Raw genomic sequence first — 26,847 nt, forward strand, 5'->3', positions numbered from 1 at the left:
ACGGTTATTTCCCAATCGGCCTGATTGCTAACATTTGTAGTTTGCTTCAATCAGTCTCCCCTTGGCGGCGTGAACATGCTTGATCAGCAACTTCTCCAGTTGCTCCCACAGTGCCGGTTCAGTACTGAATGCCACGTTGAAGCGCATCCAGCCCGTGGCTTGTGAGTCGACCATGAACAACTGCCCGGGGCCGAGCATGATGCCGTGTTTGAGGGCTTCGTCAACCAGCGCGGCACTGTCGGGGATGGCTGGGTGACGGGTCCAGATGTACATGCCTTCATCTGAATCGACAAACAACTCGAAGCCCAGCCGGGTGAGCTGGCGGCTGACTTCCTGTTGCGCTTCCGACAGGCGTTGGCGCATGCGCTTGAGGTGTTTGCGCCATCGGCCATCGGTGATAGCCGCATACACCACGCGTTCCATGACCTGTGAGGTGGTCAGGCCCGAGCGCATCTTCAGGTGCAGCAATTGCTGCATCAGCGAGGGGTTGGCCAGCATGTAGCCGACGCGCACGTTGGGGGAGATGCTTTTGGAATAGCTGCCGACGTACACCACCTGTTGCAGGTGATCGAGGCTGGTCAGGCAGGGCAGGGGCTCGGCGATCATGTCGGCGTAGAGGTTGTTTTCCACAATCCGAAAGCCGTGCTGCGAGGCGAGTTGCAGCAGGCGGTGCAATTGCACGAGGGGCGTGCGCGAGCAGGTCGGGCTGTGCAGGTGCGGCTGGGTGAAAAACACCGTCGGGCGGTGGTGCGCGAGCAGCCGTTCGAGGTGGTCCAGGTCATAGCCGGCCGGGGTGCGCGGCACACCGATCAGGGTGGCCCCCTGGAAGCGCAGGATGCTCATCAGGTTGGGGTAGCCGGGGTCGTCCACCAGCACCACGTCGCCCGGTTGCACCAGCGTGCGCACAGCCAGGTCCAGCGCCTGGCTGCCGCCATGGGTGAGCATCAACTGGGTAGGCGGCACGACGATGCGCAGGTCCTGCTGCAAGTTCTGGGCGGTGAGCGTGCGCAACTCCAGCAGCCCCATGGGGTCGCCATAGCCACTGAGCTCCATCACGCTGCTGGCAACCTGACGCAAGCCGCGACGCAGCCCGTCTTCGAACATCCAGTCGTTTGGCAGCCAGCCGCAGCCGGGTTTGAAGGCCAGTTGTCGGCTTTCAAAAATCTGCTGCAAGTACCACTCGGAGTTGAACGTGGGTTTGACCGGGCGCGGTTCGCTGGCTTGTGCGTTGATCCGCTCGTTTGCCGAGCGGTTGACGAAGAAGCCCGCATTGCCCCGACTGATCAGCAAACCTTGGGCGACCAGACGGTCGTAGGCTTCGACTACGGTAAACGTGCTGACCGAATAGGTGGCGGCGAAGGCGCGAATCGACGGTACTTTTGCGCCGGGTTTGAGGGTGTTGTTCTCGATCAACTCACGCAGCCCGTTGATGATCTGGTTGACCAATGGGGGCGATGCGTCGGGTCGTAATTCAAACATGGGGAAGCTGTGCCTTCAAATGAGCGTACCACCAAGCACCTGCAGGAAAACGGAGTGTGCTGCATCGGCGACCTGTACAGTGCAGTGACGATTTGTGCGCGCTGTGCATGGCTCTTGGCGTCAGACATTTTTACATTAGGTGTCAGTTATCGCCAGACCAAAGCCGTTGAAGCTTCATGAACAATCACAATCTATCCGATGCTTTTCCGACGGAGAGTGCTCCGTTCACGTCTTTTCCGCTGATGTCGTCGCCTATTGGTGCCGTTCATCCGTCCCTTGCACCACACCTCAGGCCCACCGGACGAGCCTGAGCACGATAGAAACCCTGCCCAACGCGGCCGTTTGTCGGCTCGGGCACACCATCGTGCACACAATCAGACAGCTGATGCAGAGGTGAACGCGACGACCGTCGTGCTTTCACGAGTTTCCTTAGATAAAAAGAACACGAGGTAGACTACTGATGGACGCAACATCCACATCCACTTCCACAGCGAAGGCGGAGCATGAGAGCAAGCTCAGTGCTTCGCTCAAATCGCGCCACCTGACCATGATGTCGATTGCCGGGGTCATCGGCGGCGCATTGTTCGTCGGCTCTGGCAGTGTGATCCACAGCGCTGGCCCGGCTGCCGTACTCGCCTATCTGGCCGGTGGCATCCTGGTGGTGCTGATCATGCGCATGCTTGGCGAAATGGCCACGTCATCGCCTGATACGGGTTCGTTTTCCACCTATGCCGAACGCGCTATTGGCCGTTGGGCCGGTTTCACCATCGGTTGGCTGTATTGGTGGTTCTGGGTCATCCTGATGGCGTGGGAAGCCTACGTCGCAGGCAAGATTCTGCACGGCTGGTTCCCTTCGGTGAGCATCAACACCTTCACGTTGATCGCTACCCTGACGCTGATTGGCGTCAACTTCTTCAACGTCAAGCACTACGGTGAGTTCGAGTTCTGGTTCGCCCTGATCAAGGTGGTGGCCATTGTCTGCTTCCTTGTGGTCTGTGGCATGGCCGTGGTCAATTTGTGGCCGACCGGTGAAGTGCATGGCATCAGCAACCTGACGGCGGTGGAAGGCTTCATGCCCAATGGCATTGAGTCAGTCGTTGTGGCCATGCTTGGGGTGATGTTCGCGTTCCTCGGTGCTGAAATCGTTACCATCGCTGCGGCCGAATCGAAAAACCCTTCCGAGCAGATCGTCAAGGCGACCAACTCGGTGGTTTGGCGTGTATGCCTGTTCTACGTGGGTTCGATCTTCCTGATCGTAGCCCTGGTGCCGTGGAACGATCCGCTGCTGGGCCAGTCGGGCTATGGTTCTTACCGTCGTACGCTGGAGCTGTTGGGCATTCCTGGCGCTGAGATGGTGATGAACTTCGTGGTTCTGACCTCGGTGAGCAGCTGCATGATTTCGGCGCACTACACGGCCTCGCGCATGCTGTTCTCCCTGGCGACCCGTGGCGATGCGCCGGCGATCTTCAAGATGACCCGCGCCGGCAGCGGCGTACCAGTATTCTCGATTCTCGGTTCATGCTCGGTAGCGGTGTTTGTTGCCCTGATCAACTTCAGCGACACTCTGCGGCCCAAGGATGTACTGGACGTACTGATGAACACCACCGGCATGATTGCCATGCTGGTTTACCTGGTGATCGCATTCTCGCAACTGAAAATGCGTCGCAAGCTGGAAGCCGAAGGTAAGCAGATTCGTCTGAAGATGTGGCTGTTCCCTTGGCTGACCTACCTGGTGATTGCGTTCATCATCGCGTGCCTTGTGACCATGGCTTTCGTTGATGAGTACCAGGTGCTGGTGATCTCTACCGGTATCGCGTCCATCGTCGTGGCGCTCATGGGTGTAGTGGTTCACCGTCGTGCTCTGAAAAACAAGGCTGCCTGAAGCAGCCTCCCTTCCTGGGCGACTTCGGTTCGCCCGGATCCGCGCCTGGCGTCCTGCCAGGCGCTGCGCGTAACCGGTGCCTGTCAGCTATTCAGGCGCCGGTAAACGTCGATTTCGCGCTTTTCTCAAGGCCCTGCCGGTAAAGACGCCGGACACTGCCCCAGCCAACCGCCCAGTACGTGCTGACAGATGACGATCTGTACTGCTTGTTTGCAGTGCATTGGTCATGCTGAAAGGTCGCTCTACTTTAACGTTAATTGTTGAACAACTTGGGTGGTTAACTGTCAGCGGCGAGATATTGATTTGAAATAGTCGTCTGTCTCGTTAATTTCAAGAACGTATACACCGCCTGTGGGTACTTGGGGGTATCAATTAATCTGTCAAGAATGTGACGACATGATGTTGCGCTTTATTGGATCCAATAAAGGTGGTTGATTATCAAGAAGAATGAGATTTATTGCCATCACGGTTGTCGCGGCGGCTGTATACCTCGGGCATAGACTAAGATGTGAGCTCGGCAGTTCATGGGTTGTGTTTAAACATCATGACAATGAGTTGCCGTTGGTCGGGTGCCGTTAAAAGAGAGACCTCCAGAAACTCAGCGCTACTATATTGATATCAGGCTTGGTGTTTCTTTTTACTGAGAAAATGCTTGGTATATAGGGGTTTCTATCCCTTGCGTTTGCAAGGGAGGGGGAATGAAGTGGAGCCGGTCACTCTAGCTATCCGACATCTGCGCGATGAGCAAATGCTGCTGCGGCAAGGGGGGCTTTACTGGCTGTCCATTGACCATGTGAGCGACGCCAAAATATTGGCATTTCAGTTTCTGGAAGGGCTAGGGCACATTCAAGCGGCCACTTTGGTGTGCTTCAACCAGGACCCCCAAGAGGTTGTTGCCCCGTTGGGACGGCACGCAGGCCCCGCCACGTTGAGGCTGTTTGAAGTGCCTGAGGCTTCAATCAGATCGGCGCTCGAATCGTTGAACCATGAATTGAGCCGAGCCGCGGTCAAAAAGGGCAGCCCAATCGTTTTGATGCTGCCTGCAGCCACTTGGCAGGGGTTCGGCAGCCAGAATTTGCAACGCTGGTGTGAGAGCCTGGCAACCTGGTTGGATAGGCACGGCTGCACATTGCTGGTGCTGTGTCATGGCCAGGCTCCGAAGCTTCATGCACATTTGATAAGCCTGAATGAGCGGCTGTCCGGGCTGGCGCGGCTCTATCGTCGTGACGGTGTTACCCGCTATCAACTGAGTTATTGGCACAGTCCGCTGGGCGTTTGCAGTGAGCAGGAGTTTGAGCTGGAGGCACATCCTGAGGGATTCGCGCTGGCTGTGTTCGAGCGTACCAATCCGCAACCCGCACAGAGCGAAGACCAACGGCTCTACCTGGCGCTACGCTCGGTGCTGGAAGGCATATCACCACTGTCTCATCAGTGGAGGCAGTTCGATAACTATGACGACCTTTTTCTTCAGGCAAGCCGGGCAAAAGCCGCAAGCGTCATAGTGGGGGTAACGAACAATCTGCAAGTCGAGGAACTCGCCCAGCGATTGTATGAGTTGCGCGAGCGCTGCGGCATTTCGCTGAAAATCATCGTAAGGGAATTGGCCGCTTGCTTACGCTATCGGGATGAGCGTCTTTTGGTGTCCTGTGGGGCGAATATCATCGTGCCCTATGGGGTTTCGCCAGCCTGTTTTTTCAGTTTGGTTGACAGTGTTCAGGGGCAGGTTTGGCGGCATAGCCTGAATATCAAGTTAAACGAGTTGTTTGAGCGGCTTCGGCCACCGACGGTGTGTGGTGTGGTCTCACCGCACCAATTCATCTCGATACTGGACCCGATCTATGAGCGTGACGCCGGGGAAGTCAGCCATCAATTGTTGAGGTTGCAGCCGCGCAATGACATGGCGGCTGAGCAATACCTCGACCAGATCGATCTACGTCGTCTTGGCGATATTGCATGTGTGCTCGACGGCGTGTTGTACCTGTTTCTGTTTGCGTGCAGGGCCGATGGCGTGGCCAATGCACTGGCGCGGATTTTCCGATTGCCTTGGTACGACCTGTTCAGTGAGTGCCAGTTTTTGTTTGGTATTGAGGGTTTACCACGCAAAGCCTTGTTGGATACAGCGGTTCCCCAGATGAGCGCCCGGCTGGCTTCGGTTGATGCCGATACAGGGGCGGTAGTGGATACGCAGCGCAGTAATACCTACACGCCGCGGCCTATGGTCTTGCCCGTCACGGAGTATCGCCCATGAGCACCTCCGATCTACTGCAGGTCATTGCGCTAAGCAGTGTACTGACATTGGCACTGGTGGTTTTTTTCAAGAGTTTCTGGCGTTTGCTTATGGCGTTGTTGCGAGGTTGCATGCGGCCTCGTTACCTGAAGTCAAAAGGCCTGCGTCGTCGCGTGGCGGCCACCACGGTAAAGGGTGAGTCCGATGAGCCAGCTTAAAGTCATTCCGTCTCAGCCTGTACGACGCAACACCGGTTTGGGGGTGTGGAACGTTTATTTTCTGATCAAGTTCGTCATGCTCTGGATGGGGTACCTCAACCTGCAGATACTGCCCAACCTGGTCTTTGCCGCTTTTTTGTTGGTGCCTCTGAACAGTCGAAAGCTGGAGATCCTGCGCGCTATGATCGCGCTGCCAGTGGGGGCGATGCTGTTCTATCAGGACACCTGGTTACCACCTTTGGCTAACATATTGAATCACCCAGGGTTGATGACCTTCTCCGCAGCCTATTTTCTTGAACTGGCGGGACGCTTTATCAATTGGAGCCTCTGTGGCTGGTTGCTCCTGGTGATGGTGCTGTACCGCCTTGTGCATCAGTGGTTACGGGTAACAACCTTTACCCTGATCGGTTTGGCCTGGTTGGGTGCTACAAGCTTGCTGGCCTTGCAGGCCCCCTCTGAGCAAGCCGTTGCGATGGTTGCCTCGCCAGGGGTTGCTACCAAGAAAGTAATGGTTGCCGATCCCGACAATGAAACCCTTAACCGCTACTTGCAGGATTTCTATACCACCGAAGCAACACGTCGTGTCGAGTTCAAACCGCCGATTACAGACTCACCGCCGTTCGACCTGCTGTTGATTAACGTGTGTTCGTTGGCCTGGGATGATATCGACACGGTGGGCCTGCGTGACAACCCGCTGTTCCAGCAAATGGATGTGGTATTCGACAACTTCAACTCTGTCACGTCATACAGTGGGCCGGCAGCCATTCGCTTGCTGCGTGCCAGTTGCGGCCAAGCAAGCCATACCGCCTTGTACAAGACACCGCCAGAGCAGTGTCTGTTGTTCGAAGAGTTGAGCAAGCTGGGTTTTGCCAGTGAAGTGATGCTTAACCACACGGGGGCATTCGAAGGGTTCATTGACAGGGTTCGCACTCAGGGTTCACTCCCGGCGCCTGCCGTCGATATCCATATGCTGAAGAACCCGATAATCAGTTTTGAGGGGCTGCCTATCTGGCGTGATGGTGAGGTCTTGGGTAAGTGGTGGCAGCACCGTGAAAGCGAGAGCCAGTCGCGTGTGGCGCTTTTTTACAACACCATTACCTTGCATGACGGTAATCGCATGCTCGCCGCCGACGGAAGCTCAAAGAGCGCCGACTATAAAGTGCGTGCACAGATGCTGCTCAGTGACTTGAGCGGCTTCATCAAGCAACTGGAGCAAAGTGGCCGGCGCGTGGTGGTGGTGATTGTGCCGGAGCATGGTGCCGCCCTGCACGGTGACCGGATGCAGATTCCTGGCATGCGCGAAATTCCAAGCCCATCAATCACCCATGTACCCGTCGGTATCAAGCTGGTAGGGATGGGCGCCAGTCCACGCACCGGCCCCTTGCATATCAGTGAACCGAGCAGCTTTCTGGCCCTCTCGGAAATCATCAGCCGTCTTTATGTCGCGCAGGCCCAGCCGCAGGGCCTTGACCTGACTACCTTGCTGACTGGCCTTCCGCAAACACCGGTGGTTTCAGAGAACGCTGGGACCGTAGTGCTTGAGTATGCCGGCCGACCTTATGTTCGAATCAAGGAGAATGGCGCATGGCTGCCTTACCCGCAGAAACTCAATTGAATTCGAAGGTGTTGTTGCGCTACGAGCACACTACCGACATTGCTCAGCTCAAGGTTTGCCTGCAATTACCTGATCTGGAGTATGTGGATGTTTCCGCTCAGCTTGAACTCAAGGGTGCATTGCAACGTTGGCCGTTGCTGGCGGCTGTCAGCGAGGTAGCGCAGCACGAGGAACGGGTGTTGCCGCTCGAACGCCAGGAGGCGAAATGATTTCCCTGAGCGTACGCGGCGTACGCGGCGGGGTTGGCAACAGCTCGCTGCTGGCTGCCCTTGGCCATGCATTGCACCACCTCGGCCAGTCCGTCTTGTTGGTGGATATGTGTCCTGAAAACCTCTTGGGCTTGCATTTCAACCTGTCAGTTGGCGAGCGCGGTGGTTGGGCGCGTGCGCTGCTCGATGAGCAGAACTGGGAGGATCAGGCCTGGACGCTGCAACCGCAATTGTGCCTGCTGCCTTATGGACAGTTGGATCATCCAGAGCAACAGCAGGTTGAGCATCGTTTGTCTAAGGACCCTGACGTTTGGGCACGACGCCAGGCGGCCTTGGCCAAACATTTTGACTGGATGCTGTTCGACTTGCCTCAGCGTTTGCCCGGGCATGCGGAGGTCGGTAGTTGTGCATTACAGATTCAGGTCGCCGAAGCTGACGCGGCGTGCCACGTGCTGTTGCATCGCGCTGAAGCACTGGATGGCTATTTGTTGGTTAATCGATTCGAGCCCGCCAGTTTGCTTCAACGCGACCTGCTACTGATTTGGCGAAGGCTTTTTGGCGCACGAATGCTGCCATTGGCGGTCCACAATGATGAAGCCATGCGCGAGGCATTGGCGCTCCAGAAGCCGCTTGGGCAACATTCGCCTGCCAGCCTTGCGGCTCAGGATGTGCTCAGCCTTGCCACCTGGTGCCTGGCTCAACGCCAGGAACGACCATGATCACCCGTTGGTTTCCCTACGCTCATCTGCGCCAACGGCATGGTTGCAACCCGTTGGTGGCATTTCTGTTGGCGACAATGAACGCACTGGCCTGGCTGGTGCTGCCGCTTGAGTCGCCCGCCTGGCGAAGCGTGCTTGATCAGCCTATGCGCTGGTATCCGCACCTGGCCCGCAAGACGCCGAGCCTGGGTGACCCGATACGCTACACCATACAAAGCCTCTGGCTGCTACTGATTCGTCCGTTAGGGCGGGCGCCCCGTAAAGCCCGTGAGCCGGGGTTGCTGCAACGCCTGGCTGGGCTCTGCCGGCAGGTATGGGCGAGTGTCGTCGAGGTTCTGGAGCAGTTGCCCGAGCGTGTTGTACAGCGCACGCACCTGCATCAGGGGACACATTGGTGGGGCGGGCTAGGGCGCCCTGTTCGATACCTGCTTGATGGTGTGATTGCCGTGATTGCGCTTGGCTTGGCGCTGCTGTGCATCACCGAACCGTTTGGCCTGCTCAATCAGACGATTTTCGTCATTCTGCTCTGGGGATTGGCCATGCTGATTCGGCGCATCCCGGGACGCCTCCCTACATTGATGCTGATCATGTTGTCGGTCATCGTCTCCTGTCGTTACCTGTGGTGGCGCTACACCGCGACGCTGAACTGGGATAAACCATTCGACCTGGGCTGTGGTGTACTGCTACTGATGGCTGAAACCTACTCGTGGGTAGTGTTGATCCTGGGCTATATCCAGACCAGCTGGCCGCTTGAGCGCAAGCCGGTACAACTGCCCAGCGATGTGCGCTTGTGGCCGACAGTTGACCTGCTGATTCCCACCTACAACGAAGACCTTGCCGTGGTTCGAGGCACCGTTTACGCAGCACTGGGCATCGACTGGCCACGTGACAAACTCAAGATCTATATCCTGGATGATGGCCGGCGTGAGGTGTTTCGACAGTTCGCCGAGGAAGTGGGTGTCGGTTACATCGTTCGTGACGATAATACCCATGCCAAGGCTGGTAATCTCAATAATGCGTTGGGTCATATAAACGGCGAGCTGGTAACGATCTTCGACTGCGATCATTTGCCGGTGCGCTCATTTTTGCAGCTGACCGTGGGGTGGTTCCTGCGTGACCCGAAGCTGGCGTTGGTACAAACCCCGCATCACTTTCTTTCGCCCGATCCATTTGAACGCAACCTGAACCTGTTCCGCCGCAGCCCTAATGAAGGCGAGCTGTTTTATGGGCTGGTCCAGGATGGCAATGACCTGTGGAATGCTGCATTTTTCTGCGGTTCGTGTGCCGTGCTACGGCGCTCTGCACTGGATGAAATTGGCGGTTTTGCCGTGGAGACGGTAACCGAAGATGCCCACACGTCGCTGCGTCTGCATCGTCATGGCTGGAACTCCGCTTACATACGTGTACCGCAAGCGGCCGGCCTGGCCACGGAAAGCCTGTCGGCGCATATTGGCCAGCGTATTCGCTGGGCGAGGGGCATGGCGCAGATTTTCCGCACCGACAACCCGTTGTTCGGGAAAGGCCTGACGCTCCTTCAGCGTATCTGTTACGCCAACGCAATGCTGCACTTTCTGGCCGGTCTGCCACGGTTGATTTTCCTCACTGCGCCACTGGCGTTCCTGCTCCTGCATGCCTACATCATTTATGCACCGGCGTTGATGATCCTGTTGTACGTATTGCCGCACATGGTTCACGCCAGCTTGACCACCTCCAGGATGCAGGGGGCTTATCGTCGGACATTCTGGGGCGAAGTCTACGAAACGGTGTTGTCGTGGTACATCGCCCGCCCGACCACCGTGGCACTGTTCAGCCCCAAGAAGGGCAAATTCAATGTCACGGCCAAGGGTGGCCTGATGGAAAACAATCAGTTTGACTGGCGCATTGCCAAACCGTACCTGATCCTTGCACTGCTCAACCTGGCAGGTCTGGTTTTCGCGGTCTGGCGTTTCATCTATGGCCCGGCAAACGAGTACAGCACGGTACTGATCAGTGGCACCTGGGTGGTCTATAACTTGCTCATTATTGGCGTGGCGGTCGCTGTGGCCGCCGAAGTGCGTCAGGTGCGCAGTACCCATCGGGTCCAGTCGAAACTGCCTGCGGCGGTGCGCCTGGACAGCGGTCATTGCTATCCGGGGATCCTGCATGACTACTCCGATGGCGGGGCATGCATCAACGTCAATGCCGACCTTTCCCTGTCGCCAGGCGCGCGTATCTCGGTGCTGATGCAGCGTGGTGTTCGAGAGTTCCTGTTTCCGGGCACCGTGACGCGTAGCCAGAAAGGCACCATCAGTATCCGTTTTGCCGAGATGTCGGTGCAGCAGAAAATTGACTTCGTGCAGTGCACATTCGCCCGCGCCGATGCCTGGTTGGGCTGGCGCGAGGCGTTCAAACCCGAGCAACCGTTGTACAGCTTTATCGGGATTCTAAAAATGGGTGGGCGCGGCTACAGGCGGCTGTTCAGCTATTTGCCTTCGTGGGCCTCGCGCTTGATCAATCCGGTCTTGCGTGTGTTGCGCTGGCTGGCAAGCTATCTGCCGCGCGTGCCGACCCATTCCCCCAGCACTTCTAGCGAACCGGTGACCACGCAATGAGCCGAACTCTCAGGACATTCTGCTTTACCAGCTTTCTGCTCCCGGCCCTCGGCTTCTGCCTGGCGCAGGCTGAACCTCTGACGCCACAGGCCTCGACACCGAATGAGGTGAGGTCATCACTGAACGGGCTTCCAAGTTGGAGCAAAACGCTCAGCTTCGAAAAGTTGGGGCGAAGTTCCGACAGCTTGTTGCTGGGTATTCACAACAGCGATCAGATTGTGTTCAGCATGCGTCATGACCGGATCGCCAGTGATGTTCGCTTGCAATTGGAGTACACGCCTTCACCGGCGCTGCTGCCACTGGTCTCACACCTTCGGGTTTACCTCAATGATGTCCTGATGAGTGTGGTCCCCATCGCGAAAGACCAGCTAGGGCACAAGACAACTCAAGAGCTCATCCTTGATCCACGCCTTGTCAGTGACTTCAACCGGGTGCGCCTGGAGTTCGTCGGGCACTATTCAGAGCTTTGCGAAGATCCCGCAAACAGTGCGTTATGGCTGAACGTCAGCCGTACCAGTCACTTGCTCATCCAGGAGCAGGCGCTATCGCTGCAGAACGACCTGGCCTATTTTCCGATGCCGTTCTTTGATACGCGAGGGCAGGACAAGGCGATGGTAAACATGGTGTTCGCTGAGTCACCCACGTTGGGTGAACAGCGTGCAGCGGGCATACTGGCGTCTTACTTCGGTAGTTTGGCCGGTTGGCGTGGCACACAGTTTCCGGTGTTGTTTGACCAGTTACCGGCGGTGGGCGAGCACAACAGGGCAATGCCCTCGATCGTCTTTGCCAGCAACGAACATCGGCCAAAAATGCTGGCAGACCTGCAAAAGTTCCCGCTGGTCCAGGCGCCATCCATTCAGATAATTGATAATCCCGCTGACGCTTACAGCAAGGTGCTGCTTGTGCTGGGGCGTAACGAAGACGACCTGGTCACTGCCGCGCAGACCCTCGCACTAGGGGGGGGATTGTTGAGTGGTTCGCAGATGACCTTGGACACGGTCCGGGACATACCGCGACGCCAGCCTTATGACGCGCCGAACTGGATGCGCACAGATCGCCCCGTGCGTTTCGCCGAACTGATCAAGTACCCCGAGCAACTGCAAGCCAGTGGCTTGCGGCCGCAGCCGATCAGCCTTGAAATGAAACTCCCGCCGGATCTTTTTTTCTGGCTCAATCGAGGCGTACCACTGGAAACGCGGTATCGCTACACCGTGCCATCAACCAATGATGCATCGCAGCTCAATATCAGCCTGAACAATCAGTTCATCAGCAGTTTGCCGCTGGGTAAGAACAGCGGGGATGTGATCAAAGGCTTGAGCGCGATGGTGCTGTCCAGCGACTCGATCGACGCCAGCCACAAACTGTTGGTGCCGTCGTTAAAAATCGAAGACCGCAACACCCTGCGTTTTGACTTTAACTTTGCCAGTACCTTGAGCAGTGCCCAGAAGGGCCATTGCCAGACGTCCTTGCCGTCGACCAATCAGGTGCTGATCGACCAAGAGTCGACGATTGATCTTTCCGGCTACCATCACTACCTCCGGATGCCGGACCTGGGTGCCTTCGCCCGCAGCGGTTTCCCATTCAGCCGAATGGCCGACCTCTCGGAAACCATGGTGATGGTGCCCGCTCGCAGCGATGCCACGCAGATCAGTACCTTGCTTGAAACCCTCGCATGGATTTCTGCGCAGTCTGGCCTGCCGGCCTTCGGGTTGCGATTGTCAGACGACTGGAAAGCGGTCGCTAGCATCGACGCGGATCTACTGGTGATGAGCCAGATGCCCCAGAACCTGCGCAAGAGCCAAGACCTTACTCAACTGCTCGACCATACGCGATCATCGATTCTGAATGCCTCACGCCAGCAGGTAGGTGGCGCGGGCATTGCGTATGCCGGTGAGTCTGCAGGTGAAGGCATCCCGGCATCTTCGATCGCCAATGCGCCGCTGGCTGCGGTTATCGGGTTGCAGTCGCCATTCAATGCCCAGCGCAGCATTGTTGCCTTCCTGGCCAACAGTGATGAGGACCACCAACTGTTGCGTGATGTGCTCAACGACACTGGAAAACTGGACGCGATGACCGGCTCTGTGGTGTTGATTCGTAGCAGTGGCGTTAGCGGCCAGCAGGTGGGGGACCAATATTTCGTCGGGCATCTGCCATGGTGGATGTTGGTGTGGTACCGACTTTCCGATCAACCTGCCGTACTCGCAGCTGTAACGAGTATGAGCATGCTGTTGGGGGCTTTTCTGCTGTGGCGCGTCCTGCAGTGGGTCGCACGTCGGCGTCTGGCGAACAAACCGTGAGGTTACTCAAGGACATGGGGGCGCTTGCACTGGCGTTGAGCGTTGTGGTGCCGGTCAGCGCCAGCGAATGCCTGTGGCCCGCCTGGGAGGGTTACAAACACGCGCTGTTGAGTCAGGACGGGCGTGTCATTGATCGTTCCTCGAAGCAACAAATTACGACCTCAGAGGGGCAGGGGTATGGGATGTTCTTTGCCCTGCTGGCCAATGATCGGGACAGCTTTGCTCAGTTGTTGCGCTGGACCCAGAACAACCTTGCCGAGGGTGATCTGAGCCGACACTTGCCGGCCTGGAAATGGGGCAAGGATCAGCACGGTCATTGGTCGGTGCTCGATACCAACAATGCCAGTGATGCCGACCTGTGGATCGCTTACAGCCTGCTTGAGGCCGGGCGCCTGTGGGGGCGGGAGGACTATGTGACGCTGGGGCGCAATATGCTCTGGCGCAGCGCCGCGCAAAGCCTGCGTAAACTGCCAGGTCTGGGTTTGATGCTATTACCTGGCGACACAGGTTTCGAGACTGCAGAGGGCTGGCGCCTGAACCCCAGTTACTTGCCGTTGCCGTTGCTCGCCCGGTTTTCCCTGGAGTCGCCGATTTGGGCTGAGCTGGCAGACAACACACGACGGATGTTGCTTGAGGGAACGCCCAAGGGCTTTGCCCCTGACTGGCTTCTCTGGCGCGAGGGGCAGGGCTGGAAGGTGGATGCTGTTAAAGGCAGTGAGGGTAGTTACGATGCGATCCGGGTGTACTTGTGGCTCGGTATGCTGGCGCCGGATGCCCCCGGACGAACCGATTTGCTCAAGCACTTCCTGCCGATGGTCGAGGTAAGCACTCGTGACGGCTTCCCTCCAGCGTCTGTCGACAGTGCAACCGGAGCTCACACCGGTATTGGCCCTGTTGGCTTTTCGGCAGCGCTGTTACCCTTGCTGGCCAGTGATCCGACGTCCGTCGCGGCGTTGCAGGCGCAGCGTCAGCGCCTGCATCAGGAGCCGCCTCAGGCCAATGCTTATTACAACCAGTCGCTGACAATGTTTGGTCAGGGGTGGGATGACCGTCGTTATCGATTCAACAAGGAGGGCCGGCTTGTGCCGAGCTGGGTTGATTCATGCAAAGAATAAGAACGTGGGGACTGTTGTTTAGCTGTCTATCGGGTGCAGCGCTGGCCCAACCAATGAGTAGCAATGATCAGCAGCAGTGGTTATTGGAGCAAGTCCGTATTGGCGAGGCGTCTTACCGTGAAGACCTGGTGCGTGACTCCTTGGCACGTCTGGAGTTGATCGCGCCCAACGACCCTGAAGTGCTGCTGGCCAAGGTGCGTCAGGCGTTGCAGCAAAAAAATCCAGCGCTGGCAGAGGCGCGCGTGGCGCAGTTACGCAGCCAGGCGCCAGGTTCCCCGCAACTGCAGCATGCTGAGGACCTGCTGATGCTGCAAACGCCGGAAGGGCAGAAGCGCTTGCAGGAAGCACGCTTGCTGGCGGCGGCGGGGCGCGCTGAAGAGTCGGCCAAACTCTATGAGCAACTGTTCGACAAGGGCCCGCCCGATTTCATTACAACCATGGAATTCTGGAGTGTTCGCAGCAATATCCCAGCCCAGCGCGATATGGCTATTGAGCACTTGTATGAACTGGATCAGCAGTACCCAGGCAATGTCGAATTGCAAAAGCTGATGGGCAGGCTGCTGACTGCGCAAAAACGTGATGCGGAACGCGAGTACAAAGCGCTGTTGGATATGCCGATGGGCAGTGAAAGTGCGCAGGCCTGGCAAGGCTTCATCGAGCACTACCGTCATCTGCCGATCAAGGAAGATGCCCGAAACCAACTGCAGCGCCAGCAGCAACTGCTGGGCGATCCTGCCTGGCGTGCTGGTATAACCGGCAAGAAGCTGGTTGATGAGGGGAAAAACGCCAATGCCGAAGCGGACTTGCGTCGTGCCTTGATCAAGTATCCCGAGGACCCCAGCCTGCATGGGGCCCTGGGTATTGCCCTGATGCGTCAGAAGAAGTACGAAGGCGCATATGACGCATTTTCCAGTGCGTTGAGCAAAGAGCAGGATTCCCGTTGGATCAGCAAGTGGGCCGATCTCAAGACAGCCAACTATCAATGGATGCTGTTACAGAAAGGGGATGCCGCATTAGAGCGAAAGGAGTACAGCGCCGCTCAGGGCTTTTACCAACGTGCCCATGATGCCAAGCCCGGCGATGCCGATGCCCTGGTCGGGCTGGCTGCTGTCGCCCGTGCGCAACAGCGTGATACGCAAGCTGAAACGCTGCTGCTCAAGGCACGTAAACTCGAGCCTGGCAATGGCAGTGTCGTGCGTGCACTGGTGAGGCTTTACCAATCACAATCGCCGGGCAAGGCAGAAGCCTTTCTCGACAGCCTGTCGCCGTCCGAGCAGCGAGAGTTTGCCGCCTTGCGCGATAGCTTGGCGCTGGATCGGCTCAAGGCGCAGGCCGATGCGGCGGCTCAGCGTGCCGACTGGGCACAGGTGGCTGCTTCATTGAGCAAGGCCAGGGTATTGGCGCCAGACGATCCGTGGTTGACCTATCGTTTGGCCAACAGTCAGCGTGAGTTGGGGCAACGCGCAGCTGCCGATGACAGTTTCCGTCAATTGTTGCAGCGCAAGGGGCAGGACAGCGAAACCCGCTACGCCCATGCCCTCTACCTGGCCAGTGATTCGCGCGATGCCGAGGCTCAGGATTCGCTCTCGAAAATACCCGTATCGGCATGGACCGATAACATGCACGAACTGGCCAACCGGTTGCGTCGTCGCCAGCTGCAAGCCCAGGTCTCGGCGCTGCGTGAGCGCGGTCAGGAAGATCAGGCTGAGGCATTGTTGCTGCGTTCAGCCACGGTCGACGACTACGCGACGCTGGCTGACTGGTCATTGCAGCGGGGCGAGTATGCCAAGGCTCAACGTTACTATCGGACTGTTCTGGAGAAGGAACCACAGAACGCCGACTCCCAGCTGGGGATGATCGAAACCCTGATTGCCAGCGGCCAAAAAGCATCGGCGCGTCAAGCGCTGCAATCACTCAAGCCTTCCCAGGACGTGAGTCACGATCCGGCGTATCAGCGTCGGCTGGCCAATGCCTGGGCTGCGGTGGGCGAGCGTGAAAAGGCCAATGCGGTGTTCGCCCAGTTGATGAAGACACCACAGACCGACCCCGTGATATACCGCGATGCGGCTCGTTCGATAGCCAAGGATAACCCTCAGCAGGCGTTGGACTATTACGCACGGGGCATGGCGGCTGCTGGCATGCTGACACCCGAACAAGCCGTACCGCGGGATGACCGAGCCCTGACCCTGGCGAGCCGAGAGCAAGACGGCGATGATTGGTTGGCAAGCAGCTTGCGCAGTGATGTCGACAAGCTGTACCAACAGACGAGCCCGACGATCACCCTTTACCACGACTACCTCTGGCGTACCGACAACTCAGCGTCAGGTATCTCCGATCTGGTGACCCAGACCAGCATCGTGCGGGTTGATACGCCGCTGCTTGAAGGACACGGCTTCCTGCAGGCGGAAAATATTGACCTGAATGCCGACAGCTTCAAGACCAACGCCGATGGCCGTACCACGACGGACTTCGGCACCTGTTCGGTACAGTTGCGTAGACAGAGTACGGGAGCCGTGTTGCCCAAGGGGTGCGTGAACGAATCGCAAAGTGTCAGTGGCCCTGCCATGGCACTGGGCTGGAACAACGCTCAATGGTCTTTCGACCTTGGCCGTACGCCGGACACGTTTGAAATTCCCAATTGGCTGGGGGGCGTCAGCTACGGCAGTGATTGGCACACACTCGGCTGGCGGCTGACCGCCTCGCGGCGGCCCGTTTCCAACTCCGTGGTGTCGTATTCCGGCGCTGTCGACCCTAATACCGGGATTCGTTGGGGTGGCGTTACGTCCAATGGGTTGACCCTGAGCCTGAGCCACGACCAGGGAGGGGTTGACGGTATATGGGCCAGCCTTGGCAGCTACTGGCTGCGTGGTAAAAACGTCGAGAACAACCAGAAACGCTCGGCGATGGCGGGTTACTATTACCGGCTGATCGATCGTGCCGATGAGCGCCTGCGTACCGGGTTGACCCTGATGTACTGGGGTTACGATAACAATCAGGACGAATACACCCTGGGTAACGGTGGGTACTACAGCCCGCAGAAATACTACTCAGTGAGCGTTCCGCTGAACTATAACTGGCGTAACAGCGACTGGTCGGTGCGTCTTGAAAGCTCGGTTGGCTGGTCTCACGCCAATACTGATGCCATCTCCAGTTCCAAGCTTCAGAGCTTGATAAGAAACGCAGGTTATGAAGTGCTGGATGGCGGCAGCCTGACGTCGAGCTCGGGTAGCAGCAGCGGCGCCAGCATACGCCTCCAGGGCTTGTTCGAGCGTCGACTCACGGATCACATGGTCCTCGGGTCGGGCATCACCTGGCAGCACAGCGACGCTTACGCGCCCAGTACGGTCGTTCTCTACCTGCGGTACAGCTTCGATGTCTGGCAAGGCAACCTGCCGCTTCCGATAGAGCCGGTGACACCTTACGCTGACTTCCTTTAGTCCTTGCGCTAACAGCCTCCCACCCTGGTGATCTGCGACTTTAGTCGCAGATCATTCGTCTGTATTTTTAAACGCTTCTAGCCTGCTGGTTTGTGTCAGGTCACCTGTTGCTGCAGGTGATAAAGCGTTCGTGTTCCTTAAGGAAAGTTCCCGACAGATAGGTTAATATCAAGTGAAGGCAAATTGACATCATCTAACAAAACAACCTGCCATCATCTGCAGGGAGGCCAAGTGAGTAAACGTCCTTCCAGGACAGGATTGCGCCAATGGATCTGGCAAGCATTTGTGCAAAGCGCTTTGATTCCGCTGGTGTTGGTGGAAACGATACTGATAGCTTGCTACTTGTTCAGTAACCAAGCCGTTCGCGAATCCCAGCTCGAGTACCTGGAGCACAATGCAGTCGACAGCCTCAGCGCTACCGCCGAGCAAAATGCACGTATTGTTCAGGATCAGCTCGGGTATATTGCTGGCATCACGGGCATGTTTGCTCAAATGACAGCCAACGCATTGCATACCCCTGCTCAGGGAGCAATGGAAAGCCTGGCGCGCACGTCGAGCGGGGCGCTTTTCAGCCCGCATGACCTCGGTGGAGCGGCGTCCTTCTACTCGTCTGTAACACCCCCTTCGCGCCAGGACCTGAGCAAGGTCAGGCGACTGGCACAACTTGATCCGTTGATGCGTGAAATCAAGCGTCACGAGCCGCTGGTGGCGAGCCTTTACTTCAATAGTTGGGACAGCTACAACCGCATCTACCCCTGGATTCGCGCTGACGAGCAGTACCCACATGATATGCAGATTCCTGGGTACAACTTTTACTACCTTGCCGACGCCAAACATAATCCGCAGCGCACTGCACGCTGGACCGATGTCTACCTTGACCCGGCGGGGCATGGCTGGATGATGTCGGCGATTCAGCCGGTCTACACAGGAGACTTCCTCGAGGGCGTAGTAGGCCTGGATATTACGGTGGGCGGCATCCTCGATGAAATCGGCAAGCTCAAGGTGCCGTGGGGCGGCTACCTGATGCTGGTCAGCAACGACATGAAAATCATGGCGCTACCGCCAGAGGCTGAGCATGATTTCGCGTTGCGTGAGGCCCCTTCGCAGGACACGCAGAAAGCACTGCAAGGCGATCACTTGAGGTCTGACGATTTCAGCCTGGCGCAGCGAGCGGAATTCAATGACCTTGTGGGCGCGCTTGCCCGGCAGAGCAGCGGCAATACCGAGGTGATGCTGAGCGGCCGACCGCACTTGGTCGCCTGGAGTGAAATACATCCAGCCGGTTGGCGTTTGCTGGCGATTGCCGACAAGCGGGAGGTCATGGCCGCGACCAACAACCTGGCCAGCCACTACCGCAACATCGGCTATTTGATGATTGTCGGGTTGGTGGTGTTCTATCTCGGGTTCTTCACGTTCATGTGGGTTCGTGCCCGCACACTCAGCGAACGGCTGCGGCGTCCCATCGGCGACATTGGTGAGATGTTGCATCAGATCGGTCACGGGGCATGGCATCCACAACGTGCCGTATCGGATATTCAAGAGTTGGACGACATGGCCGGCGATGTGCTGTCCATGGGCAAGCAACTTGCGTCCAGCGAGGCGCAACGTAACACGGCCCAGCAGCACCTGAACCTGGTCGTGGAGAGCATAACCGCAGGTCTGTGGGAGTATCGTCTTGAGGACGACCGTCTGTTGCTGCACGGTGAGCTCTGCCAACGCTTCAACCTTGCAGGCTCAGAGCTGACGCGAGCGGCCTTCCATCGTCACGTCCACGCTGAGGATATCCCGGCCCTGGACAAGGCACTGGATGCACTTCGCCAGGGGCATACGTCGCGACTCGATCTGGAACTGCGCCTGTTGCGGGCGGATGGAACGCCGCTCTGGTTGCTTTGCCGGGGCCGTCTGATTGATGAGAATGGCGCTGAGGCGCGTGTTGCAGCCGGAACCTTCGTCGACATCGATACCCTCAAACAGGTGGAAGAGGATCTGCGTCGCCGCACATTGGAGGCGCAGGCCGCAAGCCAGGCCAAGTCGCGCTTCATCTCCAGCATGAGCCATGAGCTGCGTACACCGCTCAATGCCATTTATGGTTTCGCCCAGTTACTCCGCATGCAGGCGGATGAGCAACAGGCCGAGGTGCAGCCACTGAACGAAATCCTTGGGGCCAGCGAGCACCTCACGCATCTGGTCAACGACTTGTTGGACTGGTCCAGCTTGCAGGCCGAGACTCAGCGCCTGCAACTGCGTGCCGTTGAGGTGACTGGCCTGATGCGCGAATGTGCCGAAATGGTCCGCTCCCAGGCCGAGGCTGCCGGGCTGCACCTGATCCTGCAGCCGACGCAAGGTTCACTGAGTGTGTTGGCTGATACCCGGCGTTTGCGTCAGGTCCTGCTTAACCTGCTGTCCAACGCGATCAAGTACAACCGCCCTGAAGGGCGCCTGCTAATGGGCGTGGAAACCTGTGGTGATCGGGTTCGGTTGTTTGTCGAGGACGGCGGGTACGGTATTGCCCCGGAGTTGCAGCATGCGCTGTACGAGCCCTTCCAGCGGCTTGGAAAGGAAAACACGGCCATTCAGGGTACCGGCATTGGCCTGGCGTTATGTCGTGAGCTTGCTGAGCTGATGGGCGCACGTATGGGGCTGTGCAGTGAGCCAGGTGTTGGCAGCCGTTTCTGGATCGACTTGGCCCATGCCAATGCCCGCCCGGCACATGACGTGTCGGCACCTGCGCCGCGGTTGTACTACGTGGGTGACGACGATGCGACCCGCCACTGCATTGACACTACGCTTCAGGGGATGGTGACGCTGGATGCCGGAAGCCTCGCCGAGTGCCTGTTACAGGTTCGCGCCCAGGGTGCTCCGGCAATATTGCTGGTCGATTGCGACCGGCAGGGCAGCGAGTTGGGCGATTCACTGCAACAACTGCGACGCATGCCCGGTGGCGATGGGATGCTTGTGATTCTGCTGGGCTCTTGCCCCAGGTCATTGGCGATGCTGGGGTGTGAGTTTCAGGCGGTACTCAAGCAACCACTCGCGTCGGATGAACTGCGAGCGTTGGTCAGCGCACTGCTGCAACAGGAGAGTCTGAATGTTTACTGATATTCCCGCGGATACTCGCATTGTCATTATCGACGACGTCGCGGCTAACCTGCGCTTGCTTGAGTCAAGTCTGAAGGCCTTTGGCCTGAAACATGTGAAAAGCTTTGCCGACTCCGGCGCGGGGCTGTGTTGGTTACAGGAGCAGCCTTGGGATCTGCTTTTACTGGACCTGGACATGCCGGCCCCGGATGGATTCGAAATTCTGCGCCAGCTCAGTGGGCGTGACCGCTCACGTTCGCCAGTGATTATTCTGAGTGCCTTGAGCGAGCCTGAGCACCGTCGTCTGGGGCTGGAGTTGGGTGCCAATGACTACCTGACAAAGCCCCTGGATCTGACCGAGTTGGTCTTGCGTGTGCGCAACTGCCTGCGCCTGTCCCAGGCAACCGAGAAGCTGCAAGACCTCAACCGAGAGCTGGAGGACAAAGTGCGTGAGCGCACCCTTCAGTTGCAAGACAGCTATTGCGCCGTAATCAGGGCCCTTAGCCGCGCTGCAGGTTACCGCGATGATGATACTGGCGAGCATACCTTGCGCATCGGTAATACTGCAGCCCTGTTGGCGCAGGCCGTCGGGATGTCGGCGCGCTGGTGCGAGCTCATTCGCATGGCGGCGCCCATGCACGACCTCGGCAAGATCGGCATTCCTGACCGGATTTTGCGCAAGGAAGGGCCGCTCACGCTGGAAGAGCGCCAGGAAATGATGGGGCACTCGCGTATCGGGTATAACATTCTGCATGAGGAGCAGGCCACGGAACTGACCGAGCTGGCTGCTGAAATCGCTCTTTGCCACCACGAGAAGTGGGATGGCAGCGGCTACCCGCGTGGTCTTGCAGGAGAAGCAATTCCGCTGGCGTCGCGCATTGTTGCCCTATGCGACGTTTACGATGCATTGCGCATGCCTCGCCCCTATAAGTGCGCTTGGAGCCCCGAGCGTACACAGGCCTATATTCTTGAGCAGGCTGGCCGACACTTTGATCCGAACCTGGTGCTGGTAATGCAACGCCATTTTGATGCGTTCGAACAATTGATAACAGAGGGTTCAGGGAAGGACGGTAATGAGAGGCGAGATGATCTCTGCTCCGTTTCATCTGGTTGATGGATAGCCTTGTCACATATTTGAAATATTTGTCGCCACAGTCATGCTGTTGTTTTTGAATTTTTTTCATTGGTGCTGCCAAACATTAACAAATCTTAATTAACTTCTTGTCTCGGGTTGGCTCGGCTTGTTTTTTGAGCATGGGCGCAGAATAGAGTGCCCCTTGCTTGAAAGAGTGATGGCACATCGCCATTTATGTATTGCAAAATCGCACCAGTCAAAATAAGCTTCAGTCAGCTGGTGCATTACAGTGATTTGGAAGTGGTACTTTTCCCCAGCGATTAGATCATGGATCGATTTTTAAATGCTTATTGGAAGCATCAGTCTCCAATAATCAATCTCGTTCCGAGAGGTCATGATCTTGAGAAGCAGTTTGCCGATTTTCCCCCACACCCTGAGCGTCCCATTAGCGCAGCGACTGAAAACGTACTTCCCAATGAGCCAGCAAATGGCTGAAGCCTCCGATCACAGGGCCAACATTACGGTGAGCTTTCCTCCGTTGCAGATGGCCTGAAGCTCACTGCGCAACAGCGCAATGTCCTGGTTGCGTGCTTTGATAGTTCGTTGCCAAGCGGCCCAGACCGCAGTGCTTCTTCTTGTAGATTGGGGTATCAGATGGCAAACCTTATGGAAACGGTGAACAGCCGCACTCAGTTGGCTGGGCAAAACCGTCTTGAACTGCTGCTTTTCCGCTTTAACGAAAATCAATTGTATGGCATCAACGTATTCAAGGTACGCGAAGTACTCAAATGTCCTCGACTGTCGGCACTGCCAATGTCCCATCGCGTGGTCTGCGGTGTAGCGAATGTGCGAGGCGCATCCATCCCGATATTGGACCTGGCGCTAGCCACTGGACTGCCGGGTGTTAAAGACCACAGTACAGCCTTTGTCATCATTACTGAATACAACACCAAGACCCAAGGGTTTCTGGTCAGTGCGGTAGAACACATCGTCAACCTTAATTGGGAAGGTATACATCCGCCACCCACGGGCAGTGGTACGCATAACTACCTTACTGCGGTAACGCAGGTGGACGGCAAACTGGTTGAAATCATCGATGTGGAAAAAGTACTGGCCGAAGTTTCGCCCGTTTCTGAACAGATTTCCGAGGGCGTAATTTCTGCCTCTATCCAGACGGCAGCTGCCAGGTTATGCGTGCTGACGGTAGATGACTCTTCTGTTGCGCGTAAACAGGTTTCCCGATGTCTGGAGGCCGTGGGTGTAGATGTGATCTCCCTCAGCGACGGGCGTCAGGCGTTAGACTATTTGCACCACATGCTCGATGAAGGGAAGAAACCAGAACAAGAATTGCTGATGATGATTTCTGATATCGAGATGCCGGAAATGGATGGCTATACCCTGACTGCGGAAGTCCGCAACGACCCACGGATGCACGACTTGCACATTGTGTTGCACACGTCCTTATCCGGCGCCTTTAATCAGGCGATGGTAAAAAAAGTGGGTGCTGACGACTTTCTGGCCAAGTTTCGCCCCGACGATCTAGCCGGTCGAGTGATTGAACGAATGCAACAGCTGGGTGCTTGAAAGCGCTTTTGAAAACCCTGATCGGCAACACGAAAAATAACGGTATAGCGTCATGTTGAAGCGCATAGCTGTCACAGATTTACGCGTGGGTATGTACATCACAGAGTTTTGCGGGGCCTGGACTGATCATCCCTTCTGGAGAGAACGCTTTCTACTGAACAGCGATAGCGATCTAAAGCGAATAGTGGACTCAGCAATACGCGAAGTCTGGATTGAAACCAGCAAGGGTTTAGATGTCGGAGCCGATGTACCGGCTGTTGGTGTGGCACAGGTCAACTCTTCTGCTGATGCAGTATTGGCTGCGGTCGCAGAGCGAAAAGTAAAAACGCTAGCGAAGGTTTCCATGGAAGAGGAAGTACTCGCGGCCCTGCGACTTTGTGAGCGCTCGAAAACAGCTATCATGGAAATGTTCAACCAAGTACGAATGGGCTGTGCGATTGATCTGCAGGGTGTCAACCAGTTGGTGGATACCATTGCCAACTCTATCGTGCGGCATCCACATGCCTTGATCAGCTTGGCACGCCTTAAAAGCGTAAACGAATACACCTACATGCATTCCGTTGCGGTCAGTGGGCTGATGATCGGGTTGGCACGTCAGTTGGGCCTCTCGCAGAGTACTGTCCATGAAGCCGGCCTCGCGGGGCTTTTGCACGATATAGGGAAAATGGCAATCCCACTGGAAATACTCGATAAACCTGGAAAACTGACGGGCGAGGAGTTCAGTGTGATCTATCAGCACCCTGAACTCGGTGCGCGTATATTGATGGACAGCCATCACGTCAGTGCCATGGTGCTTGATGTGTGTTTACACCATCACGAAAAAGTCGACGGCACAGGCTACCCGCATAAGCTATCAGGCGAACAGATCAGCATGCTTGGGCGTATGGCAGCTGTTTGTGATGTGTATGATGCAGTTACATCGGATCGACCTTACAAGAAGGGTTGGGGGCCTGCAGACGCCATGCACAAGATGGCCGAATGGGAAGGGCATTTTGACCCTGTCATTTTCCAAGCATTCGTCAAGTACATGGGGATCTATCCGGTCGGCTCCCTGGTTCGATTGGAAAGCGGACGTCTGGCGGTCGTGCTCGAACAGAACGAGTCCTCTCTGCTGACCCCCAAGGTGAAGGTGTTTTTTTCAACTCAGAAAAAAATGTCGATTCCACAAGAAGTTGTCGACTTGAGCAAAAAGAAATCGGCAGACCGTATTGTCAGTCGAGAGGCTCACGATGCCTGGAATTTCAAGAACCTGAATTATCTCTGGACAGGGCAATAACAACGTCATCGAGGTTAGCGCTGGAGCGTGAGGCCTTCTGGGTTTAACGGAGCTGCCTACGGCACTGTGCTCACTGACACCAATGCCGGGAACTCCTCGGGGGTCAGGGTTTCTTTCTCCAATAGCAGTCTTGCGCCGGTATCCAGATCGGTCCGGCGCTGTTCAAGCAACGCCTTGGCTCGACTGTAGGCATCCTCAAGCAGCGCTCTGATCGCCAGGTCGATCTCGCGCGCGGTATGTTCCGAATAGTCCTTGTCGCGTGCGGCCAGCAGGTTTTCTCCCAGGTAACTTGCGGTGTGCCGCTCCAGCACGGCCTGGCCGAGGGTTTCACTCATGCCAAAACGGGTAACCAACTGCCGGGCGATGTCGGTGGCCTTGGCGAGGTCGTCGGCGGCCCCGGTGGAGATTTGGCCATAGACGATGAATTCGGCAGCACGCCCGGCCATCAGCACGACCATACGATCTTTCAGCGTTTGGCAACTGACCAGGAAGTGATCGGCGTTTGGACGTTGCAGGGTGTAGCCCAGGGCGCCGACCGCACGGGGTACGATGGAGACCTTATGCACCGGGTCCATGGCCGGCAGCGTTGCTGCGGCCAAGGCGTGGCCCATTTCGTGATAGGCGACCACCTGGCGCTCCTGCGGCAGCAGCAAGCTGCTTTTGCGCTCCACGCCGGCAACGATTCGTTCCACTGCGGCAGTGAAGTCATCTAGCGTGACGGTCTGGGCGCCGCGTCGGGTTGCGACGATCGCCGCTTCGTTGACCAGGTTCGCCAGGTCTGCACCGGTAAAGCCCGTGGTGATGTCGGCGATACGTTCGCTATTGATCGATGGGTCAACCGTGACGTTCTTCAGGTGGACCTTGAGAATCTCGCTACGGCCTTTGCGGTCAGGCCGGTCGATGATGATCTGCCGGTCGAAGCGACCGGCGCGCATCAGTGCCGGGTCGAGGATTTCGGGGCGGTTGGTTGCTGCCAGCAAGACCACCCCCTCGCGCGGATCGAAGCCATCCAGTTCGGCCAGCAACTGATTGAGTGTCTGCTCTTTTTCATCGTTGCCACCAAAGGCACCGACCCCGCGCATTTTCCCCAAGGCATCCAGTTCATCGATAAAGATGATGCAGGGCGCGGCTGCACGGGCCTGCTCGAAGAGGTCGCGCACCCTGGCCGCGCCCACGCCCACGAACATCTCGACGAACTCCGAGCCGGAAATGGAAAAGAACGGTACACCCGCTTCACCGGCCACGGCCTTGGCGACCAAGGTCTTGCCGGTGCCTGGAGGCCCGACCAACAGGATACCTTTGGGGATGTGGGCGCCCAGGCGAGCGTACTTGGCCTTGTCTTTAAGGAAGGAGACGATTTCGACCAGTTCGGCCTTGGCCTCGTCGATCCCCGCTACATCCGCGAAGGTCACGCCCGTCTCTTGCTGGACGAAGATTTTTGCCCTGGATTTTCCGACTCCCATCAGGCCGCCCATGCCTTGTTTCCCTGCCATCGAGCGCATGATCAGGTTCCAGACAAACATCAACAACACCAGTGGCATGAGCCAGCCCAGCAACTGGCTACCAAAGGAGTTTTCCGGTATGCCGGTAAAGCGGATATCGGCTCCGGACGCACTGAGCTCAGTGGCCAAGGCCGGGTCGACCCGTACCGTCGAAAACTGCTTATGGCCGTTGATCGGTTCTTCCAGTGTGCCGGAAATCTGCTCCCGCTCGATCTTCAGGTCCGTGACTTTATGGGCCTCCAACAGTTGGAGGAACTGGCTGTAAGGAATGGGTTCTACCGGATTCCGATTGGACTGCATGAACTGCAGCATGACCAGGGCGATAAAGGCGAACGCAAAGAATGCAAATTCCCAGCGAAAGTTCTTCATGGCTGCGGCTCGTCATGAACCGCGCAGCCGCGGACGGGTTCAAGTGATGGCATGGCCCACTTCCTTTAAGGTTTTGATGCTTCAACCATAGAACAAAGCGTAGCTGGCGGAGCAGTTTGGCTATGCAGGAACATCTCGCCTACGCTTGATCTGTTGCATCAACCCTTTTGGGCC

General features: G+C 57.1%; 16 protein-coding genes. 14 read left to right on the forward strand and 2 right to left on the reverse strand.

What is annotated here, in order from left to right:
- Positions 1–27: 27 nt before the first annotated feature.
- Entirely contained in the window at positions 28–1,479 is a 1,452-nt protein-coding gene (locus UIA24_RS13855) for an aminotransferase-like domain-containing protein (RefSeq protein WP_330523080.1), read from the reverse strand.
- A 460-nt stretch (positions 1,480–1,939) separates the two neighbouring features.
- Between UIA24_RS13855 and UIA24_RS13860 the strand changes: the two genes are divergently transcribed.
- The 14 genes from UIA24_RS13860 (at position 1,940) to UIA24_RS13925 (ending at position 24,802) form a co-directional block, all read left to right on the forward strand.
- The gene (locus UIA24_RS13860) at positions 1,940–3,361 is read left to right on the forward strand and encodes an amino acid permease (protein WP_065760820.1); all 1,422 of its coding nucleotides are present in this window, start codon (positions 1,940–1,942) and stop codon (positions 3,359–3,361) included.
- 703 nt (positions 3,362–4,064) lie between these two features.
- Positions 4,065–5,609, forward strand: coding sequence for a BcsE family c-di-GMP-binding protein (locus UIA24_RS13865; RefSeq protein ID WP_330523081.1), 1,545 nt, complete (start codon positions 4,065–4,067; stop codon positions 5,607–5,609).
- On the forward strand, positions 5,606–5,806 hold the full coding sequence (gene bcsF, locus UIA24_RS13870) for a cellulose biosynthesis protein BcsF (protein WP_330523082.1): 201 nt from the start codon (positions 5,606–5,608) through the stop codon (positions 5,804–5,806). Before UIA24_RS13865 ends, bcsF begins: the two co-directional genes overlap by 4 nt.
- Positions 5,793–7,421 (forward strand): cellulose biosynthesis protein BcsG, encoded by a 1,629-nt coding sequence (gene bcsG, locus UIA24_RS13875; RefSeq protein WP_330523083.1) that lies wholly within the window; start codon positions 5,793–5,795, stop codon positions 7,419–7,421. Before bcsF ends, bcsG begins: the two co-directional genes overlap by 14 nt.
- Complete coding sequence (gene bcsR / locus UIA24_RS13880; RefSeq protein WP_099774209.1) at positions 7,391–7,630, forward strand: cellulose biosynthesis protein BcsR; 240 nt, start codon at positions 7,391–7,393, stop codon at positions 7,628–7,630. The genes bcsG and bcsR overlap by 31 nt, the downstream gene beginning before the upstream one ends.
- Complete coding sequence (gene bcsQ, locus UIA24_RS13885; RefSeq protein ID WP_065760020.1) at positions 7,627–8,349, forward strand: cellulose biosynthesis protein BcsQ; 723 nt, start codon at positions 7,627–7,629, stop codon at positions 8,347–8,349. The genes bcsR and bcsQ overlap by 4 nt, the downstream gene beginning before the upstream one ends.
- Positions 8,346–10,940: a UDP-forming cellulose synthase catalytic subunit gene (bcsA, locus tag UIA24_RS13890; protein WP_330523084.1), complete on the forward strand. Its 2,595-nt coding sequence runs from the start codon at positions 8,346–8,348 to the stop codon at positions 10,938–10,940. Before bcsQ ends, bcsA begins: the two co-directional genes overlap by 4 nt.
- Complete coding sequence (gene bcsB / locus UIA24_RS13895) at positions 10,937–13,237, forward strand: cellulose biosynthesis cyclic di-GMP-binding regulatory protein BcsB (RefSeq protein ID WP_330523085.1); 2,301 nt, start codon at positions 10,937–10,939, stop codon at positions 13,235–13,237. The genes bcsA and bcsB overlap by 4 nt, the downstream gene beginning before the upstream one ends.
- 14 nt (positions 13,238–13,251) lie before the next feature.
- On the forward strand, positions 13,252–14,352 hold the full coding sequence (bcsZ, locus tag UIA24_RS13900; protein WP_102053463.1) for a cellulose synthase complex periplasmic endoglucanase BcsZ: 1,101 nt from the start codon (positions 13,252–13,254) through the stop codon (positions 14,350–14,352).
- The gene (bcsC, locus tag UIA24_RS13905) at positions 14,340–17,789 is read left to right on the forward strand and encodes a cellulose synthase complex outer membrane protein BcsC (protein ID WP_330523086.1); all 3,450 of its coding nucleotides are present in this window, start codon (positions 14,340–14,342) and stop codon (positions 17,787–17,789) included. The genes bcsZ and bcsC overlap by 13 nt, the downstream gene beginning before the upstream one ends.
- 231 nt (positions 17,790–18,020) lie before the next feature.
- Positions 18,021–20,888 carry a sensor histidine kinase gene (locus UIA24_RS13910; protein WP_330523087.1) on the forward strand — a complete coding sequence of 956 codons (2,868 nt, stop codon included), beginning with the start codon at positions 18,021–18,023 and terminating at the stop codon, positions 20,886–20,888.
- Complete coding sequence (locus UIA24_RS13915; protein ID WP_330523088.1) at positions 20,878–21,981, forward strand: HD domain-containing phosphohydrolase; 1,104 nt, start codon at positions 20,878–20,880, stop codon at positions 21,979–21,981. Before UIA24_RS13910 ends, UIA24_RS13915 begins: the two co-directional genes overlap by 11 nt.
- Before the next feature lie 615 nt (positions 21,982–22,596).
- Positions 22,597–23,526, forward strand: coding sequence for a chemotaxis protein CheV (locus tag UIA24_RS13920; RefSeq protein WP_330523089.1), 930 nt, complete (start codon positions 22,597–22,599; stop codon positions 23,524–23,526).
- A gap of 52 nt (positions 23,527–23,578) precedes the next feature.
- The gene (locus UIA24_RS13925; protein WP_330523090.1) at positions 23,579–24,802 is read left to right on the forward strand and encodes an HD-GYP domain-containing protein; all 1,224 of its coding nucleotides are present in this window, start codon (positions 23,579–23,581) and stop codon (positions 24,800–24,802) included.
- 56 nt (positions 24,803–24,858) lie between these two features.
- On the opposite strand, the gene ftsH is transcribed toward UIA24_RS13925, so the two are convergent.
- Positions 24,859–26,673 (reverse strand): ATP-dependent zinc metalloprotease FtsH, encoded by a 1,815-nt coding sequence (gene ftsH / locus UIA24_RS13930; protein WP_330523091.1) that lies wholly within the window; start codon positions 26,671–26,673, stop codon positions 24,859–24,861.
- Positions 26,674–26,847 lie beyond the last annotated feature (174 nt).

It is taken from the genome of Pseudomonas sp. AL 58 (assembly GCF_036348395.1).
Taxonomy (GTDB): Bacteria; Pseudomonadota; Gammaproteobacteria; order Pseudomonadales; family Pseudomonadaceae; genus Aquipseudomonas; species Aquipseudomonas defluvii.

Coding starts and splice junctions, on each gene's coding strand:
- ftsH (WP_330523091.1), bottom strand. CDS start 26,673: ATGAAGAACTTTCGCTGGGAATTTGCATTCTTTGCGTTCGCCTTTATC.
- bcsC (WP_330523086.1), top strand. CDS start 14,340: ATGCAAAGAATAAGAACGTGGGGACTGTTGTTTAGCTGTCTATCGGGT.
- bcsG (WP_330523083.1), top strand. CDS start 5,793: ATGAGCCAGCTTAAAGTCATTCCGTCTCAGCCTGTACGACGCAACACC.
- bcsZ (WP_102053463.1), top strand. CDS start 13,252: ATGGGGGCGCTTGCACTGGCGTTGAGCGTTGTGGTGCCGGTCAGCGCC.
- UIA24_RS13925 (WP_330523090.1), top strand. CDS start 23,579: ATGTTGAAGCGCATAGCTGTCACAGATTTACGCGTGGGTATGTACATC.
- bcsF (WP_330523082.1), top strand. CDS start 5,606: ATGAGCACCTCCGATCTACTGCAGGTCATTGCGCTAAGCAGTGTACTG.
- UIA24_RS13860 (WP_065760820.1), top strand. CDS start 1,940: ATGGACGCAACATCCACATCCACTTCCACAGCGAAGGCGGAGCATGAG.
- bcsQ (WP_065760020.1), top strand. CDS start 7,627: ATGATTTCCCTGAGCGTACGCGGCGTACGCGGCGGGGTTGGCAACAGC.
- bcsB (WP_330523085.1), top strand. CDS start 10,937: ATGAGCCGAACTCTCAGGACATTCTGCTTTACCAGCTTTCTGCTCCCG.
- UIA24_RS13915 (WP_330523088.1), top strand. CDS start 20,878: ATGTTTACTGATATTCCCGCGGATACTCGCATTGTCATTATCGACGAC.
- bcsA (WP_330523084.1), top strand. CDS start 8,346: ATGATCACCCGTTGGTTTCCCTACGCTCATCTGCGCCAACGGCATGGT.
- UIA24_RS13920 (WP_330523089.1), top strand. CDS start 22,597: ATGGCAAACCTTATGGAAACGGTGAACAGCCGCACTCAGTTGGCTGGG.
- bcsR (WP_099774209.1), top strand. CDS start 7,391: ATGGCTGCCTTACCCGCAGAAACTCAATTGAATTCGAAGGTGTTGTTG.
- UIA24_RS13855 (WP_330523080.1), bottom strand. CDS start 1,479: ATGTTTGAATTACGACCCGACGCATCGCCCCCATTGGTCAACCAGATC.